The following is a 17,227-nucleotide window of genomic DNA, read 5'->3' on the forward strand; positions in this document are numbered from 1 at the left end:
CGGCGGCCGCTGTCCGTTCCGACGAGGGTAACGTCGGGTAGCGCGAACTTTAAAGGCATAAAAAGTAAAATTTAAATACCGAAATAGCATATTGATATCACCCAAAAAGATAACCGGCGGATTCGCGGGTTTGGTGGGTGACGGCTATGGTTGCTGGGTCTGTGTTTCGAGGGAATGACTGATGAACGAAGCGAAACCGATTGATCCGCAGGAGTTGGTGAAGTGGCTGGTGGCGTTGCGTCGGGCGATCAATAGCCGCGAGCTCTGAGCCACTGCCGCTCCAAATGTGGGAGCTGGCTTGCCTGCGATGGCGGTGGGTCAGCTAACTTATTTGTCACTGACAGACCGCTATCGCAGGCAAGCCAGCTCCCACAGGGTTTGATTATGCATCAGGCATAAAAAAACGCCGACGCTGCAGTAGCCGTCGGCGTTCAAACCTTGAAGGGGGTTTTATTTACATCAGAACGCAGGCACTACCGCGCCGTTGTACTTCTTCTCGATGAAGGCTTTGACTTGCGGGCTGGTCAGGGCTTTGGCCAGTTTCTGGATCGCGTCGCTGTCCTTGTTGTCCGGGCGGGCAACCAGGAAGTTCACGTACGGCGACTTGGCGTCTTCGATGATCAGCGCATCTTTGGCCGGGTTCAGGCCGGCTTCCAGAGCGTAGTTGGTGTTGATCACGTCCAGGTCAACCTGGTCCAGCACGCGTGGCAACAGCGCCGATTCCAGCTCTTTGAATTTCAGGTTTTTCGGGTTGCTGGCGATGTCTTTCGGCGTAGCCAGTGCATTGGTCGGGTCTTTCAGCGTAATCAGACCGTTCTTTTGCAGCAGCAACAGGGCACGGCCGGCGTTGGAGCCTTCATTCGGGATGGCCACGGTGGCGCCATCTTTGAGTTCAGAAATATTCTTGATCTTTTTCGAGTAACCGCCGATGGGCTCAACGTGCACACCAATCACGGTGACGAGGTTGGTGCCCTTGCCTTTGTTGAAGTTTTCCAGGTACGGCAGGGTCTGGAAGTAGTTGGCGTCCAGACGCTTCTCGGCAACCTGGGTGTTCGGCTGCACGTAGTCAGTGAAGACTTTGATTTCCAGGTCCACACCTTCTTTAGCCAAGGTCGGCTTGACCAGCTCAAGGATCTCCGCGTGCGGGATCGGGGTAGCCGCTACCACCAGTTTCTCGTTGGCCTGGGCGAAGCTTGCAGTCAGGGCAGCCGCCAGTGCGGTAAACAACAGAACCTTTTTCATGCAGTGTCCTTATCGAAATTCCGGGGCGTCTCTGACGACCGTTTTTATGGTGTGCCAGCGAAGTGCTATCGCGGCGTGGGATGGACAATACCTAGATTTTTTATTCCCGAACAATATCTTTTATTCACGTTGATATTCCATTTTGCTCATGTTGCGGCTGTTCATTTAGAAAGCTGAGCAAGGTTTGCTGTTCGGCGGCGCTGGCACTCGCGAAGATCCGCCGCAGTTGTTCCAACGGCGAACCGGCGGCGGGCAGGTTCAAATGCTCGGGCAAAATCTCATCGCCGCTGCTTACCAACAGCGCAAAGTGAATAACGTTTTCCAGCTCGCGGGTATTGCCCGGCCAGCTGTGATGTTCCAGCACACGTTGGGCAGCGTCACTGATCAGTGGCACGGGCAGGTCCAGGCGCTGGCTGTAGATGCCGAGGAAATATTCAGCCAGCGACAGGATGTCGCCCACCCGCTCACGCAGGGCCGGCAGGTCGAGCTGGCCTTCGCTCAGGTAATGAAACAGGCGCTCATGAAACTTTCCGGCGGCTACAGCCTGGGCCAGGTCGATACTGGTGGCCGCAACCAGGCGCACATCCACCGGGCTTGGCTGATGAGCACCGACACGGGTGACTTCGTGGTTTTCCAGGGCGGCGAGCAGTTTCACCTGAATAGGCAGCGGCAAGTCGCCGATCTCGTCCAGGTACAGGGTGCCGCCATTGGCCGAGCCAAACCAGCCGGCGCGGCTGCTGGCTGCGCCGCTATGGCTGCCGGCGGCATAACCGAACAATTCGGCATCCGCGTAGGTAGGGCTGATGGCGCCGCAATTGACCGACACAAACAAACCCGTGCGGTCGCTGCCCCGGTGAATATGCCGCGCGAGCAACTCTTTACCACTGCCGGTCTCGCCGCGAATCAACACCGGCAATGCACGCGGCGCGAGGCTTTCCAGCTCTTCACGCAGCTGGCGTGAGCGCGGGTCGACAAACACCAGCGCCTTGGCGCGGATGCTCAGCGGGCTTTTTTCAGCATCGGGAAAGGTCAGCAACGGCTGGCCAAAGGTGTCATGACTCATGGCAGGCTCCCGCCCCAAATCCGCTCAGGGACGGGGCGTTGAAAAAATTTATGCACGGCGCCGGGCGTGATGTTCCAGGCGATTTTGCAGGCGATAAAGGTAGGCGAAACCTTGCTCCCATCGCTGGTGGCCGGACTTCACATTGATATGCCCGGCACCGGACAAAATGCCGGCTTCAGCACCCCAGTTACGTGCCAGTTCCAGCGCCCGGGTGGCGCTGACGGCGCTGTCGTTGTCGGAACTGACCACTTGGCTAGGAAACGGCAACAGGTGCGTGGGAATCGGTGCAAAGTTGCGCAGGGCGGGGGCACAGGCTGGGCGTTCGACATCGGCCGGCGCCACCAGCAAGGCGCCGCGCACCTGCCGCAGAAAATGCACCGGCGCCGTGGCCGCCCAGTGGGCCACGGTGATGCAACCGAGGCTATGCGCGATGAGAATCACCGGCGTGCTGTCGGCGGCGATAGCCTCGGCTAGTGCGGCCACCCAGTCCTCGCGACGCGGGGTAAGCCAATCGGCCTGCTCCACCCGCGCACTGTTGGGCAAGCTGTTCTGCCAATGACTTTGCCAATGATCTTCTGGCGATCCTTGCCAGCCCGGCACGATCAGATAACGAATCGACTCGCTGTGCATGGGTGTGCCCTCCTGCAGCGTTTAACGTTGCTGAACAGTATAGGGACGGGTTTTATATTCGTTAAGGAATAAGAAGCTATTTATTAATAACCAAAAAAAAGCCGCACCGAGAAGGTGCGGCGTTTGGCATCAATGGCAACGGTCTTTCACCTAGCCAACCTTATCTAGCCTTTGTTCCACGGCGGCGGCAGGAGGGATGAATGCGAACGCGTTGAGCTGGCAGACGTGGGAGACGCGTCAGGAAAAGCGACAAGCTGAAAAAACGGTTCGTGTTCCAGCCCTTGGTTTCGAGTGGGCGAGCCCACTCGCTCGCTGTTTCTCTCATTGCGATAGGACGCGAATTGCCAGTGCTGAGGCGACACGTCAGAAGTCGGTCGATTGCTGCTGGGCGCTACACCGGCTTGTTGCAATTCGTTTTCAACACTCTTGATCATCCCGCGCAGCTTGCCCATGTACTGAGGGCTATAGGTGTGGTCCGGGCGGTCAGGCTTGGCATAGATCGTAAACTGCGCACCCAGCGTCACCCGTTGTTGCTCGGGGGACATGTTCGCGTGCATGCGGCTCATATCAGTGACTTTCCATTTATCCACCGGGCTGTCTTCGGCCTGCAAGATCTTTGCAATCGCGTTAAACGCAGCTTCTACGTGTTGCGGCGCGACACTGAGATGGATTTTATCCCCGGCAAAATCGCCCTGGCTTTTAGGGCTGACGCGGTCCATGTGAATAAACGCATCTGTGCCGGTCAACGCTGACTGGTTGAACGCAGACCAACCGGCATGCTGCTCACCACGCCCGCGCATGGCCACGTCATACGTGGGCGCACCATGATTCAACGCAAAACGGGTTTGCGTGCTCGCGGCGACATCATTTCGGGACATGCCGCGCAGTTCAGCGGACGCGTTTTTTTTCGGTGGGGGTGGGGGCGCCAACGTGTTCAATGACAAACCGAGCTTGGGTCTAACTCTTTGCATAACGGGATACCGATTCTGTAGGGGGAAAATCGGGGCCGACGGTCCAGATTGAAAAACCGTCGCGTCCATGCAAACTTTTCATAGAACCTGACTGAGCATTGGCCCCTTGCCGGCGAAACTTCCTACAGTGAGTGGAACAAGATCGAATGAGGTTCCCACGGTCAGGTTTTTTCCCGGCAAAAAAAAGGCCGCACCCTGCCAAGGAGACGGCCAAAAAATTGTCGAGGCTTTTGAAACTTAACGTGCAGTAATCACCGACAGCTTGGTGATGCCTGCGCGCTCGATAGACGCCATGGCTCGCGCCACTTCGCCGTAATTCACGCCATCATCGGCCTGCAGTTGCACCCGCACTTCCGGGTCTTTGGCCTTGGCCGCCTGCAGGTTGAATTCCAACAGGTCGGGCTGGATTTCGTCCTTGTTGATAAACAATTTGCCGGCACCGTCGATGCTGACCACCAGCGGGTCTTTCTGCTCCACCGGGGCTACAGCCTGGGTCTTGGGCAGGTTGATCGGGATCGAGTTGGTCAACAACGGCGCGGTGACGATAAACACCACCAGCAGCACCAGCATCACGTCCACCAGCGGCGTGACGTTGATCTCGCTCAGCACCTCATCACTGTCTTGCGTGGAGAAGGCCATCTCAGGACGCCTCCTTCACTTTTTGCGCGGTGCCGGCTGCGCTTTTGGTCAGGGTCGGGTGCAGCAGCACACGGAAGGAATTCTTCTGCGCCAGGCTGTAGAAATCGTGGGCGAAATCATCCAGGTCCGCCGCCGTGAGCTTCAGGCGACGCAGGAAGTAGTTGTAGACCAGCACCGCCGGCACGGCGACGGCGATACCCACACCTGTGGCGACCAGGGCCGCACCAATCGGGCCGGCCACGGTTTCCAGGCTGGCCGAGCCGGCAGCGCTGATGCCCTTGAGGGCTTCCATGATGCCCCACACGGTGCCGAACAGGCCGATAAACGGCGAGGTGCTGCCGATACTGGCGACCACGGCCAGGCCGGTTTCCAAAGAGCGGCGCTCACGCACGATCTGCTGGCGCAAGGCGCGTTCCAGGCGGTCCTGGTGATTGATGGCCTGGCTCAAGTCTGCCGCGTGCGGTGCATCACCGACCTGGATCGCGGCATAACCGGCCTGGGCCACGCGGGCAGCGGCGCCGGGCTGGGTTTCGGCCAATTCAGCGGCGGCATCGAGGCTCGACGCCGCCCAGAACTGTTTGTGGAATTTTCGATCCTGGGCCTTGAGGCGTCCGAACTGCACGCCCTTCAACAACGCCAGGCCCCAGGTGGCGACCGAAAAGACCACCAGCAGCCAGATCACCGCGCTTTCGATGGATTCAAGTGGAGATGCTAATGCCATGATGTTTTCCCTCTGTGCAGGTGGCGGCGTGTCCAACACACCGCTGCCGAATAGTTAGTGAATCTTGAAATCGATCGGAACGCTGACCCAGCCGTCCTGGGCCACATCGCCCTGCTTGGCCGGCACGAAGCTCCAACGCTTTACGGCGGTCAGTGCGGCGTCGTCGAGTTGCTGGCGACCGCTGCTTTTCTGGATCTGGACCTCGCCCGGCTTGCCGCTGGCCAACACATGCACGCGCAACAACACCGTGCCTTCCCAGCCTCGGCGCTGGGCCAGTGACGGGTACTCCGGCGCCGGGTTCTTCAGGTACGCAGCGTTGGCCGAAGCCGGTGTCACCGGTGCAGGTGACGGCGTCGGTGGCGCTGCGGGCGCTGGAGGCGCGGGTGTCGGTGGCGCGGGCGGTTGCTCGACCGCTTTTGGCACAGGCTTGGGTTCCGGTTTCGGGACCGGCTTTGGTTTGGGTTTTGGAACAGGTTTTGGCGGTGCAGGCTTGGCGGCCAACTCGTCGACAACCGGCGGCGGTGGCTCGACCACAGGTGGCGGCGGTGGTGGCGGCACAGGCGGAGGCGGCTCCACCACCGGCGGCGCGGGCTGGGAAAATTCGATGGTCATCGGCGGGATTTCCGGCGGCACAATCGGCAGCACCGGCGTGGGCTTCTGGCTCACCCAATAGATCACCGCACCGTGCAGGGCCAGCACCAGCAACCCGAGCAGAATCCCTTCGCGACGGCTCGAAAAACGCTTCGGGGTTTTCTGCAAACGCAATTGCCCCAACGGCGCGCGGTGCGGCCGGCCAAGGTCGACCAACTCACCACCCGGTGCCTGGCGCCACTGCGCCTCGGGTGCACTGGCGGCGGTCTGGACTTTGCCCATTGATTCACTCCCTACGGTTTTCGCACAAAAAAACCGACAGGCCTGCCAAAGCGGCCGTCGAGGGCTGAATCATCGGGGCTAGACGCTTATCTCTTAAAGTAATCTTTAAAGTTATACATAGATCTGAATTGAATAAACGAAACATCCTGAAACGCCAAAGCCACGGCGGCCGTGGCCTGTGGCGAAGGGGTTGTTTTTGAATGCTTTAAAGGCATAAAAAATATTCAGTAAACGCATGGATTGTGGCGAGCGGGCTTGCCCCGCGTTGGGCTGCGCCGCGGCCCCTCTAAGGCAAAACGCGGCGCGCCAGGCATAGCGTATTGGCAGGTTTTGGGTCTGCTGCGCAGCCCAACGCGGGGCAAGCCCGCTCGCCACAAAAAAATACTCGTCGAACGCTTCAAGATGGGTTGTTGGCGCATAGAGCGAACAATTGCTGCTGCAAAGTCTGCCCGGCCGCGCCCAACCCACTGCGGCCATACAGCGCCAGGCGCACGCCCTGCACCATCGGCAAACCACTGTCATCGTCGAGCACCACATGCCCAGGCTGCACCACCCGCCGTGGCAACAAGCTGATGCCCAGCCCCGCCGCCACCGCCGAACACACACTGGCCAAACTGGCGCTGGAATAGCCGATACGCCAACGCCAGCCGCCGACTTCCAGGTGGTGGAGCATTTCATTGCGGTACAAACCGCCTACCGGAAACGCCACCAGGGGCAGCGGGTCGCGCCCCAGCGACGGCATGTCGCGGCTGTCGACCCAGCACAGGGGTTCCGGCCACGAGGCCACGCAGTCGTCGCTGTCGCCCATCTGCTTGACCAGCAACACGTCGAACTCGCCGGCACGGTATTGGCGCTGCAACTCGGGGCCCAGGCCGCTGGTCACCTCAAGACGCACCCGCGGATAGGCCACCACAAAAGCCGACAGCAACGGCATCAGGCGCTCGGCAGCAAAGTCCTCCGGCACACCCAGGCGCAATACGCCGTCGCTTTGCTGGTTGATCAATACATCGGCGGCCTCTTCATGCAGCGCGAGGATGCGCCGCGCGTACGCCAGCAAACGCTCGCCCTCGGCCGTGGCCACCACGCGGCGCTGGTCACGGTCGAGCAACTGGCACGCCACCGTGTCTTCCAGGCGACGGATCTGCTGGCTGACGGTGGATTGGGTCAAGTGCAGGCGCTCGGCGGCGCGGGTGAAATTGCCGCAATCCACCACGGCGACAAAACTGCGCAGTAACACGGGATCAAACATGCTCGTCACCATTGCGTTTGCCACTGATTGGCATGGTTATATTTAATTTCAGAATACTCTGGCGGCTGGCCATACTTCACGCCTCTTTTGCGCAGACGACAGGCCGTGCATGACGCTCAACCATTCATTTGCGGGAAAACTCGCCGGCTGGGGCCTTTTGGTCGTACTGGGCCTGAACCTGCGTCCCATCCTCAGCTCCATCAGCCCCTTGCTCGGCGAGATCCGCCAAGCCACCGGCCTGAGCTTCCAAAGCAGCGCCCTGCTCACCAGCCTGCCGGTGGTGTGCATGGGCCTGGTGGCGCTGGTCGGTGTGCGCGTGGAGGCACGCCTGGGCGAACGGCGCGGCATCGCGCTGGGCTTGATGATGATTCTGCTGGCGTGCCTGGCGCGCTGGTTGATGGGCCAGGCGTCGGCGCTGCTGGTTACCGCGTTGCTGGGCGGCGCCGGTGTGGCATTGATCCAGGCGTTGGTGCCGGCGATGATCAAGCGCGAATTTCATCACCGCGTGCCGGTGGCGATGGGCGTGTACTCGGCCTCGTTAATGGCGGGCGGTGGCCTGGCGGCGTTGCTCAGCCCCGTGGTGGCTACGCATTTTCAACAATGGCAGGCAGGGCTTGGCGTTTGGCTGTTACCTGCATTGGGGGCGTTGCTGCTGTGGGCCTGGCTGCCGTTGGGCGCGGCGAGAAACCAGCAAATCGCGCCTGCCTTCAAGGGGCTGCGCAATCGTCGGGCCTGGCTGCTGGCGTTGTATTTCGGGCTGGTGAATTGCGGCTACATGAGCATGGTGGCGTGGCTGCCGGCCTACTATCAGCAACTCGGCTGGGGCGTGTTGCCGAGCGGTTCGTTGCTGGCGTTCATGACCATCTTCCAGGTGATCGCTGCGCTGTTGATGCCGGTGCTGGCTCAGCGCGGTATCGACCGTCGCCCGCTGCTCGGCATCAGCCTGTTGGCGCAGACTGTCGGCTACCTCGGCCTGATCCTCGCACCGCTGGAGTACCCGCACCTGTGGGTAGCCTTGTGCGGTTTTGGCCTGGGCGCGTGTTTCGCCCTGAGCCTGCTGCTGACCCTCGACCACCACCGCGATCCACGTCAGGCCGGGCAACTGGCGGCCTTCGTGCAGGGCGTGGGCTTTTTGATCAACGCGGTTTCGCCCTGGCTGACCGGCTGGCTGCGCGAACTCACCGGCAACTTCGTCAGCGCCTGGGTGGTGCTGACGGTCACGGTGCTGGCGATGCTGGTGGTGACGCGGGTGTTCAACCCGGCCACCTACCGCACCGACTCAGAAGTCGTAGCGGCCCGTCACGCCTAGGGTGCGCGGCGTGCCCAGCAAGCCTTCGTAGCCGCCGTTGCCGCCCGTCCACAGGGTGGTGTAGTAGGTTTTGTCGAAGGCGTTTTTCAGCCACAACGACACATCCCACTGCCCTTGCTGGTAGTTGCCGCGCAGGCCGGTAGAGAGGTTGACCACCGCGTAGGCCGGAATCTGCCCATAGTCGGAATCCTCCACCGTGCCCACCGCTTTGGAGCGGAATGCATAGCTGGCGGTCACGTAAGGTTCGAAGCCGTTATCCAGGTTCCACTTGTACTCACCGTTGGCGTTGGCGATCCACTTGGACGCGCCCACCACTTGGTGGCCGCTCAAATCGCAGGAGGCCGGCGCACCCGGACGCAAGCTGACTTCCGGTGGGCACGGCGCATCTTTGTAAGACAGGTAACTCACATCGTTGAACGAGCCATTGATATTCAACGTCAGGCCCCGGATCGGCACCAGCGTGCTCTCCACTTCCACGCCGCGCGAGCGCACGGAACCGGCGTTGGTCAGGTATTGCACGCGGTTGTCCTGGTCGTAGGCGTTGGTCTGGTAGCCGTTGACCTGGGTCCAGAACAGGTTGGCATTGAGTTGCAGACGGCGGTCCCACAGCGTGCTTTTAAACCCCAGCTCGGCGTTGTTGGCGCGCTCGGTGCCGACCAGCAGCGAATCGGCCCCGGCCGTCGGCGCAGAGCCCACCACCAAGTTCACCCCGCCGGACTTCTCGCCATGGGACAACGTGGCGTAGCCAAGCAGGTTGTCGTTGAAGTGATAGCTCAGGTTGAGCAGCCCCGACGGCGTGGCGCTGTACTGGTTGAGATCGCCGGAGTCATACGCGCCGGTGCGCCCACGCCGCGCCGTGGCAGCGGCGCCGGTGACCGCAGCGCCACCCACGGGCGCATTGCGGCTGACCCAGGCGCTTTTTTCTTCGTAAGTGCCGCGCACACCGGCGGTGAAATCCAGGCGTTCGGTGAGGTGCCAGGTGCCCTGGGCGAACAGGGCAAAGCTGTCGGTGCGAATATGCCCGTTGCCGACGGTGCTCACATCATTCAGCGCGCCGGTCGGCGTGCCATTCCAGATATCCGCCTTTGGCCCGTAATAGGCGAAGGATTTGTTATCCAGCGAATTGCCGAAGTAGTAGGCGCCCAGCACATAGTCGAAGAAACCGCCGGTGGGCGAGGCCAGGCGGAACTCCTGGGACCACTGCTTATCTTCCACCGACACACCGGCGTTATACGACGCCGGCACATTGAGGCCGTCGTCATTGCGCGGGGTGAAATTCCACCAGCGATAGGAACTGACCGAGGTCAGGGTGAAGTCACTCGGCAACGTCCAGTTGGCTTCCAATGAAGTGCCGCCCTGGAACACGGTGACATGCTGGTCGTTGTCCAGGTTGACCTTGCGATGGGTGCCATCCACCAGAGTCGCGCCCGCCGCTGCGGCGCGGGATTGATAGAGGTTGGTGCCATTGATGGTCGGCCCTGTGCTGTACAGCACGCGGGTGCCGGCGCTGGAGTCTTCTTCGTTGTAGTCGCCGATCCAGCGCAGGTTGAACGTGTCGCTGGGCTTGTACAGCAACTGCCCGCGAAAGCCCTGGCGTGAACCGCCGTTAAGGTCATGGCCGTTGTATTCGTTCTTGATGTCGCCATCGCTGCGTGTGCGATAGGCGGAAAAACGCCCCGCCAACTCGTCGGTGAGCGGGCCGGAAATCGTCCCCTTGGTCTGGAAATAACCATCCTCGCCCAACGAGGTTTCAATGCTGCGCTCCGGAGTGAAACTCGGCGCGCGCGTGCTGATATTGATCACCCCCGCCGTGGTGTTCTTGCCGAACAAGGTGCCTTGCGGACCACGCAAGACTTCAAGCTGCTCGATGTCCATCAAGTCGAACACCGCCATGCCCGGCCGCCCGAGATAAACGTTGTCGATATACAGCCCCACGCTGCCTTCCAGACCGTCGCTGGCCGGGTTGTTGCCCAACCCGCGAATCGACACGCTGGACTGACGCGCATGCATATAAGCGACGTTGACGCTGGGCACCAGTTGCTGCAAATCCTGAATGCGGTAGACCCGCTGGCTCTCCAGCGCCTGGCCGCCGATGACGCTCATGGGCGTCGGCACTTCCTGGGCGCTTTCGGTACGCCGCCGGGCGGTCACCGTGACGGTCTCAAGCTGGCCGCTGGCGTTTTCACCCTTGCCGGCAGGCGCAGGCGTTTCGGCGGCCTGGGTCGGCGACCAAGTGGTGCTGCCGGCCACCAACATGGCCAGGGGCAAGGACTTCAACAGACTCATAAGCGGCTCCGAAACCCGGAAATATCCATCAATAGATATTCCAAAAGGTTATTTATTTATGTTTTATCGAACATTTACTGCATAAGAGATAGCCTTTATAAGGAGTCGACCTAATGCATAGCCAATGCATTTCCCGGATATTTTTGATGTGAAAAATGCATATCGACTTACGCCAACTTCGCCACTTTATTGCCCTTGCCGAACAACGCAGTTTTGTCGCGGCGGCGTTGGCCGTGAACCTGTCGCAGTCGGCGTTCAGTCGCAGCATCCAGGCGCTGGAACACAGTGCCGGTTGCCAACTGGTAGACCGTGGCCGCAAGGACCTGGCGCCGACCAAACAAGGCCAGGTGCTGCTCGAACATGCACGGCGCCTGGTCAGCGGCGCGCAACAACTGGCCAACGAGATCAGCCAGTTCAATGGCCTGGAAGCCGGTGAACTGCGCTTCGGCTGCGGCCCGGCGCCCGCTGCCGGGTTGATCCCGCGTGCCATCGGCAGTTTTATCGGGCGCTACCCCAAGGCCCGCGTGCAGTTCCAGGTGGATGACTGGCAAAGTTTGAGCAAGCGCCTGCTCAGCGAAGAGTTCGAATTTTTCGTCGCCGACACCCGCCACTTCGAAGCCAACCCGGACTACCACACCCACCGCCTGCGCGCGCGGCGCTGGTACTTCTGCTGCCGCGCCGGGCACCCGCTGGCCGAGCGCGACAGTGTCAGCGCGGCCGAGCTGATGAGCTACCCGCTGGCGGTGACGATTCGCCCGCCGAACCTGCGCAAAGTGATCGTCGACCTCAGCGGCCGGCCGGATTACCTGCCCAATGTGGAGTGTGAAAACGGCTACAGCCTGATGGGTGTGGTGTTGCGCTCGGATGCGATCGGCATCGTCAGCGCCAACAGCGATGTGCTGCACATGGCCCGGGGTGAGTTGGTGTGTTTGAAGATTGATGGGCTGGCTGAGGACTTGGAAGAGCGCTATACGCGCTACGGGATTGTCAGCCGTGCGGGGTATCGGTTATCGCCGTTGGCGGAGGCGATGATTGAGCAGATCAAGCAGATTGATGAGCTGGATGAGGATGTGTGCGCGCTGGAGAATGTCGCCGTCTGAGCGGGCGTTATCGCAGGCAAGCCAGCTCCCACAGGGGAACGCATTTCAACTGTGGGAGCTGGCTTGCCTGCGATAGCGCCGGTAGCAATACCCATGCATTCCCTGCATAAAACCAAGTCCTCAAATGCACTTGCCAGTCCACCACCCGAACAGCGAAAACCTTCACCTGTCCTCAGTCCGGTGAAACCCCATGTCCAACTCCCAACCCTTGCGCAACGTGCTCTACATCATGTGTGATCAACTGCGCCGCGATTACCTGTCGTGCTACGGCCACGCGCATTTGCACACGCCGAATATCGACCGCCTCGCCGCCGCCGGCGTGCGTTTCAGCCGCGCCTACACCCAGGGCACCATTTGCGGGCCGTCGCGGATGTCGGCGTACACCGGGCGCTATGTCAGCAGCCATCAGGTGGCCTGGAACGCGGTGCCGCTGCCCTTGGAGGAGCTGACCATCGGCGACTACCTGCGCCCCCATGGCATCCGCACCGCGCTGGTGGGCAAGACCCACGCCACGCCGAACCTGGAGGCCTTGCAACGCCTGAATATCGACCCTGAAAGTCCGCAGGCCGAGCCCTTCAATGAGGTGGGCTTCGACGCGTATTTGCGCCATGACGGCATCTACCCCGACAGCCCGCTGTTCGCGGAAAAACGTGAGTCCGCGCCCTACACCCAGTACCTGCGCGAGCACGGCTACGACGGCACCAACCCGTGGCATGAATGGGCCAACGCCGCCGCCGGTGAAAACGGTGAGGTGCTCAGCGGCTGGCACATGCGCAACGCCGGATTGCCTGCGCGGGTAGCCGAGCAGCATTCGGAGACTGTCTACACCACCGACCGCGCCATCGACTTTATCGCTGAACAAGGCGAACAGCCGTGGTGCTTGCACCTGTCGTACATCAAGCCGCACTGGCCCTACATTGCGCCGGCGCCGTATCACGCGTTGTATGGCGCCGCGCATATCCAGGCGCCGATTCAACCTGCGCACACCAGTGATCATCCGGTTTACCAGGCTTTCCGTCAGCATCAGGAGAGCGTGAATTTTTCCCGAGATGAAGTGCGGCTCACGGTGATTCCAACCTACATGGGCCTGATCAAACAAGTCGATGATCAACTCGGGCGGCTGTTCGATGTTCTGCAAAGCAACGGCCGCTGGGATGACACGCTGATCGTGTTCACCAGCGACCATGGCGACTTCCTCGGCGACCACTTCCTGGGCGAAAAAGAGTTTCTGCTGGAGCCGGCGGTGGGCATTCCGCTGATCGTGCGCGACCCGCGTGCCAGTGCCGATATCAGCCGTGGCGCGGTGGACGAGCGCCTGGTGGAAACCATCGACGCCCTGCCAACGTTCCTCGATGCCCTGGGCTTGCCCGCCGCAGACCATCGCCTGGAAGGCCGCTCGCTGATCCCGCTGCTACACGGCGAACCCATCACCTGGCGCAATTACGCCATCGCTGAATATGACTATGCCTTCCAGGCTCCCGCCCGCGAGCGGCTGGCGCAGCCTATCGACCGCTGCCGCATGACCATGGTGCGCAGTGAGCGTTGGAAATACCTGGCCTATGACGGCTTTCGTCCACAGCTGTTTGACCTGGAAAATGACCCGCAGGAAGTGCACGATTTGGGCGAGGATCCAGCGTATGCGGCGGTGCGCGAAACTCACTTGGGTTATCTGTTCGAGTGGCTGCGCGGGTTGAAGCGGCGTACCACCATCAGCCATGCGGAGGTTGATTCGCGTGGCCAGTGGTTCCGGTACGGTGAGCCTGAGGCGGAGAAGGTGGTAAAAATCGGCGTCTGGTAAACACACAAAAAACTATTGTGGGAGCTGGCTTGTCGAATCGTCGCACCGCTGCGATGCAGACACCTCGGTGTATCAGTCACACCGAGGCGATGCTATCGCAGGCAAGCCAGCTCCCACATTGTTTAATCTCCAACCGGTTTAGAGACCTTTGGTGGTCTGGCTGCGCTGCCCTTGCACACTCACCGGCACATCGCCCTTGAGCGTCACTCGACGCACGATGCGTTCCTGGGTGCCGTAGTCGTCCACCGCGTAGTGCTGAGTGGCGCGGTTGTCCCAGATCGCCACGTCGCCGGTGTTCCAGCGCCAGCGTACGGTGTTTTCCAGGCGGGTGACGTGGCCTTGCAGCAGGTTGAACAGCTGCGCCGATTCGGTCTGGGAATAGCCTTTGAGGCGTTTGACGAAGTGGCCCAACAGCAAGGTTTTTTCGCCGCTGACCGGGTGTACACGCACCACTGGGTGCTCGGTTTCATACACGGTGGAAGTAAAGATTTTGCGATATTCCTCAAGCTTTTCCAGCGACACATCCGGCTTGCGCCCGGCGTAGTCGTACTCGTTGCTGTGCACGGCCCAAAGGTTGTCGGCGAGTGCGCGCAGGTCGGCGCTGAGGTCGTTGTAGGCGGCGGCCGTATTGGCCCACACCGTGTCGCCACCAGACGTTGGTGCCAACACCGAACGCAGGATCGAGGCTTTCGGGTAGGCATCGACGAAGGTCACGTCGGTGTGCCAGGAATTGGCGCGCTGGCCACGGGCACCGTCCAGTTCCAACAGGAAGCGCGTGCCGTCGCGCACCGGCACCGTCGGGTGTGCGATCGGCTCGCCGAGCAGGTGCGCGAAGGCTTCCTGGCGCTGGTCATCGAGGTGGGTTTGCTCGCGGAAGAAGATCACTTTGTACTGCACCAGCGCTTGCTGGATGGCCTCGACGGTGGCGGCATCCAGGTCGCCGGAGAGTTTGATGCCACGGATCTCGGCGCCGATGCGGCCGGCCACCGGGTGGATGTCGAGCGCCTGGGCGACGGGTTGAACAGCTAATGCGGCGTTGCTCATTGTGATGACCCTCATGTGCCTGCTGATGGTGGGATGCTTTCCTGCAACGCTCTATTCATATGCAATTTAGATCTAGCAAATGAATCAATGCTTCGTTGACGGAATAAGAGCTTGCATTTAAAACCTCAGCTCCCACGGTCGCAAATGCCTTCGACCTATTTTTAAAATGCCGGGAAAGCATATGGATCTTCGCCAACTTCGGTACTTCATCGCCCTCAACGAACACCGCAGTTTCGTGCGCGCCGCCGACGCCATGGGCATCACCCAACCGGCATTCAGCCGCAGCATCCAGGGGCTCGAACAGGAATTCGGCTGCGTGCTGGTCGACCGTGGCCACAAGGACTTGCGCCCCACGCCAGAGGGCCAGGTGGTGCTGCAACATGCCTTGACCCTGGTGCACGGCGCCGCGCTGCTGAGCAGTGAAGTCACGCGCATGACCAAGCTCGACGCCGGCGACCTGCGCTTCGGTTGTGGCCCGGCGCCAGCGGTAAAACTGGTGCCGGACGCAGTGGCGCGTTTTATCGGCGTGCACCCGAAAATCCGCACCAGTTTCCAGGTGGATAACTGGGAAAAACTCAGCCGCGCCTTGAGCCGCGAAGAGATCGAATTTTTTATCGCCGACATCCGCCAGTTCGAGGCCGACCCGAATTTCCAGACTCGCGCACTGACGCCCAAGCGCGGCGTATTCTTCTGCCGCCCGGGGCACCCGTTGCTGGCCAAGGACAGCCTGTCGACCAACGACATGTTCGACTACCCGCTGGCCTCGCCGCTGATCTCCCAGGGCATTCGTAAACTGCTGGCGAACCTGAGCGGGCGCATGGATTTTTCACCCAGCATTCAGACTGAACACTTCCCGGCACTGGTAAAAATCGTGCTGCAATCGAATGCCATCGGCGTGGGCACCGAGGAAGCCTTTGCCGAGGCCATCGCACAGGGTTCGCTGGTACTGCTGCACTGGCGCAACCTGCCGCAGAACATGGAGACCATGAGTGCGCGGTGCGGGATTGTCAGCCGCACCGGGTCGAGGTTATCGCCGGCGGCGAAGGCGATGATCGAGACATTGGTGGAGGTCGACAGGCAGGAGGTGAGTGTGGCGGTTTGACGGGCCTCATCGCAGGCAAGCCAGCTCCCACAGTTGGAATGCATTCCCCTGTGGGAGCTGGCTTGCCTGCGATAGCAATATCCCAGCCGCCAAAATTCTCAGAGCCCCGCCGCCGCCAGGTTCGGCGCCACCCAGTCACTCACCTGAAACGACTTGCGAATCAAGCGCTCCTTGGACGCCAAGTCCACCGCGCCCTGCAACTTGCCCAGGAACACCGGATCCAGGGTCGCCGGGAAAATCTCGCTGAGCTGCTGGTCTTTCAAGTCGTTGGTCAGGATCACCGGCGGATAACTGGCACGCCCCGACACCAACTCGATGTAGGCCTGCTTGTTGCTGTCGGTGGTCAACCACTGCACCGCTTGCTGCTGGGCCTTGAGCAACTTGGCCACCGCATCAGGGTGTTCGTCGACAAACTGTTTGCTGCCCACCAGCACCGCCTGGACGCTGCCGGCACCGCCGAGGTCCTTGGTGGTGAGCGGTATTTCCGCCAGCCCTTTGGCCTGCAACGCCGTCAGGTTCGAACCGCCCCAGGTCGCATCAATCTGCTTGGCGGCCAATGCCGCGCCCGCCGCGTTGAAATCCAGGTTGATGACCTTCATGTCCTTTTCATTCAAGCCCTGGCTGGCCAATGCACTGTCGAACGACAACTGGCTGGCCGTACCACGGAACACCGCCACGCGCTTGCCCTTGAGATCTTGCAAAGTCTTGATCCCCGAGCCCGGCACCACGCCCAGGTACTGCTTGATGTCGCGCGCGGAGGCGCTGAGCAAACGCGTGTCCAGCCCATTGGAGCGACCGATGATCGCCGCCAGATCGCCCAGGTAGGCCAAGTCCACCTGGCCATTGGCGAAGGCTTCATTGATCACGGGACCGGCGCCCTTGAAGTAGTTCCACTGAATCGTGATGCCTTGGTCGGCAAAGGCTTTTTCGAAGACCTGCTGCTCGCGCAATACATCCGTTATACCGCCGCCGCTGTGCTGGCTGCCGGCACTCAAGTCAGGCACGGCGATGCGGATTTCCTTGAGGTCGGCAGCGTGCACCAACCCGGCCAGGGCGGTGCCCGCGAACAGGCTGATCAGACGTTTGAAGGGCAGTTTCATAAGCGCAGCTCCTGGTGGGCGACGGTCGCCTGGGGAGCAGAAAGTAGGCATAGCCCGAGCAAAACTTTAAATACTATAAATTCACAATTTAATAGCTTTT

At 60.8% G+C, this 17,227-nt stretch carries 15 protein-coding genes; 4 read left to right on the forward strand and 11 right to left on the reverse strand.

The window, feature by feature from the left end:
* Positions 1–459: 459 nt before the first annotated feature.
* The 8 genes from QF043_RS27575 to QF043_RS27610 form a co-directional block, all read right to left on the reverse strand.
* Complete coding sequence (locus QF043_RS27575; RefSeq protein ID WP_017135750.1) at positions 460–1,242, reverse strand: MetQ/NlpA family ABC transporter substrate-binding protein; 783 nt, start codon at positions 1,240–1,242, stop codon at positions 460–462.
* A gap of 124 nt (positions 1,243–1,366) precedes the next feature.
* Positions 1,367–2,305 (reverse strand): sigma 54-interacting transcriptional regulator, encoded by a 939-nt coding sequence (locus QF043_RS27580; protein WP_069786395.1) that lies wholly within the window; start codon positions 2,303–2,305, stop codon positions 1,367–1,369.
* A gap of 48 nt (positions 2,306–2,353) precedes the next feature.
* Complete coding sequence (locus QF043_RS27585; protein WP_058422586.1) at positions 2,354–2,935, reverse strand: alpha/beta hydrolase; 582 nt, start codon at positions 2,933–2,935, stop codon at positions 2,354–2,356.
* A 164-nt stretch (positions 2,936–3,099) separates the two neighbouring features.
* Positions 3,100–3,906 (reverse strand): type III effector, encoded by an 807-nt coding sequence (locus QF043_RS27590; protein ID WP_307421535.1) that lies wholly within the window; start codon positions 3,904–3,906, stop codon positions 3,100–3,102.
* Positions 3,907–4,143: 237 nt separating this feature from the next.
* Positions 4,144–4,545: a biopolymer transporter ExbD gene (locus QF043_RS27595; RefSeq protein WP_017136714.1), complete on the reverse strand. Its 402-nt coding sequence runs from the start codon at positions 4,543–4,545 to the stop codon at positions 4,144–4,146.
* A 1-nt stretch (position 4,546) separates the two neighbouring features.
* Positions 4,547–5,269, reverse strand: coding sequence for a MotA/TolQ/ExbB proton channel family protein (locus QF043_RS27600; protein ID WP_305459957.1), 723 nt, complete (start codon positions 5,267–5,269; stop codon positions 4,547–4,549).
* Positions 5,270–5,320: 51 nt separating this feature from the next.
* A complete protein-coding gene (locus tag QF043_RS27605; protein ID WP_307420903.1) occupies positions 5,321–6,139 on the reverse strand; it encodes an energy transducer TonB in 819 nt (272 codons plus the stop codon).
* Positions 6,140–6,536: 397 nt separating this feature from the next.
* Positions 6,537–7,388 (reverse strand): LysR family transcriptional regulator, encoded by an 852-nt coding sequence (locus QF043_RS27610; RefSeq protein WP_307420904.1) that lies wholly within the window; start codon positions 7,386–7,388, stop codon positions 6,537–6,539.
* Positions 7,389–7,497: 109 nt separating this feature from the next.
* Between QF043_RS27610 and QF043_RS27615 the strand changes: the two genes are divergently transcribed.
* Entirely contained in the window at positions 7,498–8,697 is a 1,200-nt protein-coding gene (locus tag QF043_RS27615; protein ID WP_307420905.1) for a CynX/NimT family MFS transporter, read from the forward strand.
* Here the strand turns inward: QF043_RS27615 and QF043_RS27620 are convergent.
* Positions 8,668–10,983: a TonB-dependent receptor gene (locus QF043_RS27620; protein ID WP_307420907.1), complete on the reverse strand. Its 2,316-nt coding sequence runs from the start codon at positions 10,981–10,983 to the stop codon at positions 8,668–8,670. The two genes, QF043_RS27615 and QF043_RS27620, sit on opposite strands and share 30 nt — an antisense overlap.
* 155 nt (positions 10,984–11,138) lie before the next feature.
* On the opposite strand from QF043_RS27620, the gene QF043_RS27625 reads away from it, so the two are divergent.
* Both QF043_RS27625 and QF043_RS27630 read left to right on the forward strand, forming a co-directional pair.
* Positions 11,139–12,083 (forward strand): LysR family transcriptional regulator, encoded by a 945-nt coding sequence (locus tag QF043_RS27625; RefSeq protein WP_307420908.1) that lies wholly within the window; start codon positions 11,139–11,141, stop codon positions 12,081–12,083.
* 190 nt (positions 12,084–12,273) lie between these two features.
* Positions 12,274–13,881: an alkaline phosphatase family protein gene (locus tag QF043_RS27630; protein ID WP_307420909.1), complete on the forward strand. Its 1,608-nt coding sequence runs from the start codon at positions 12,274–12,276 to the stop codon at positions 13,879–13,881.
* A gap of 138 nt (positions 13,882–14,019) precedes the next feature.
* Here QF043_RS27630 and QF043_RS27635 read toward each other — a convergent pair whose 3' ends face one another.
* On the reverse strand, positions 14,020–14,925 hold the full coding sequence (locus QF043_RS27635; RefSeq protein ID WP_307420910.1) for a TauD/TfdA family dioxygenase: 906 nt from the start codon (positions 14,923–14,925) through the stop codon (positions 14,020–14,022).
* 181 nt (positions 14,926–15,106) lie between these two features.
* Between QF043_RS27635 and QF043_RS27640 the strand changes: the two genes are divergently transcribed.
* A complete protein-coding gene (locus QF043_RS27640) occupies positions 15,107–16,027 on the forward strand; it encodes a LysR family transcriptional regulator (protein WP_307420913.1) in 921 nt (306 codons plus the stop codon).
* Positions 16,028–16,125: 98 nt separating this feature from the next.
* On the opposite strand, the gene QF043_RS27645 is transcribed toward QF043_RS27640, so the two are convergent.
* Positions 16,126–17,127, reverse strand: a complete 1,002-nt coding sequence (locus QF043_RS27645; RefSeq protein ID WP_307420914.1) for an ABC transporter substrate-binding protein — start codon at positions 17,125–17,127, stop codon at positions 16,126–16,128.
* Positions 17,128–17,227 lie beyond the last annotated feature (100 nt).

It is taken from the genome of Pseudomonas sp. W3I7 (assembly GCF_030816095.1).
Taxonomy (GTDB): Bacteria; Pseudomonadota; Gammaproteobacteria; order Pseudomonadales; family Pseudomonadaceae; genus Aquipseudomonas; species Aquipseudomonas salomonii.

Excerpts from the sequence above, each read along its gene's own strand:
- QF043_RS27575 (WP_017135750.1), bottom strand. The coding sequence starts at position 1,242 with ATGAAAAAGGTTCTGTTGTTTACCGCACTGGCGGCTGCCCTGACTGCA.
- QF043_RS27580 (WP_069786395.1), bottom strand. The coding sequence starts at position 2,305 with ATGAGTCATGACACCTTTGGCCAGCCGTTGCTGACCTTTCCCGATGCT.
- QF043_RS27585 (WP_058422586.1), bottom strand. The coding sequence starts at position 2,935 with ATGCACAGCGAGTCGATTCGTTATCTGATCGTGCCGGGCTGGCAAGGA.
- QF043_RS27590 (WP_307421535.1), bottom strand. The coding sequence starts at position 3,906 with ATGCAAAGAGTTAGACCCAAGCTCGGTTTGTCATTGAACACGTTGGCG.
- QF043_RS27595 (WP_017136714.1), bottom strand. The coding sequence starts at position 4,545 with ATGGCCTTCTCCACGCAAGACAGTGATGAGGTGCTGAGCGAGATCAAC.
- QF043_RS27605 (WP_307420903.1), bottom strand. The coding sequence starts at position 6,139 with ATGGGCAAAGTCCAGACCGCCGCCAGTGCACCCGAGGCGCAGTGGCGC.
- QF043_RS27610 (WP_307420904.1), bottom strand. The coding sequence starts at position 7,388 with ATGTTTGATCCCGTGTTACTGCGCAGTTTTGTCGCCGTGGTGGATTGC.
- QF043_RS27615 (WP_307420905.1), top strand. The coding sequence starts at position 7,498 with ATGACGCTCAACCATTCATTTGCGGGAAAACTCGCCGGCTGGGGCCTT.
- QF043_RS27620 (WP_307420907.1), bottom strand. The coding sequence starts at position 10,983 with ATGAGTCTGTTGAAGTCCTTGCCCCTGGCCATGTTGGTGGCCGGCAGC.
- QF043_RS27625 (WP_307420908.1), top strand. The coding sequence starts at position 11,139 with ATGCATATCGACTTACGCCAACTTCGCCACTTTATTGCCCTTGCCGAA.
- QF043_RS27630 (WP_307420909.1), top strand. The coding sequence starts at position 12,274 with ATGTCCAACTCCCAACCCTTGCGCAACGTGCTCTACATCATGTGTGAT.
- QF043_RS27635 (WP_307420910.1), bottom strand. The coding sequence starts at position 14,925 with ATGAGCAACGCCGCATTAGCTGTTCAACCCGTCGCCCAGGCGCTCGAC.
- QF043_RS27640 (WP_307420913.1), top strand. The coding sequence starts at position 15,107 with ATGGATCTTCGCCAACTTCGGTACTTCATCGCCCTCAACGAACACCGC.
- QF043_RS27645 (WP_307420914.1), bottom strand. The coding sequence starts at position 17,127 with ATGAAACTGCCCTTCAAACGTCTGATCAGCCTGTTCGCGGGCACCGCC.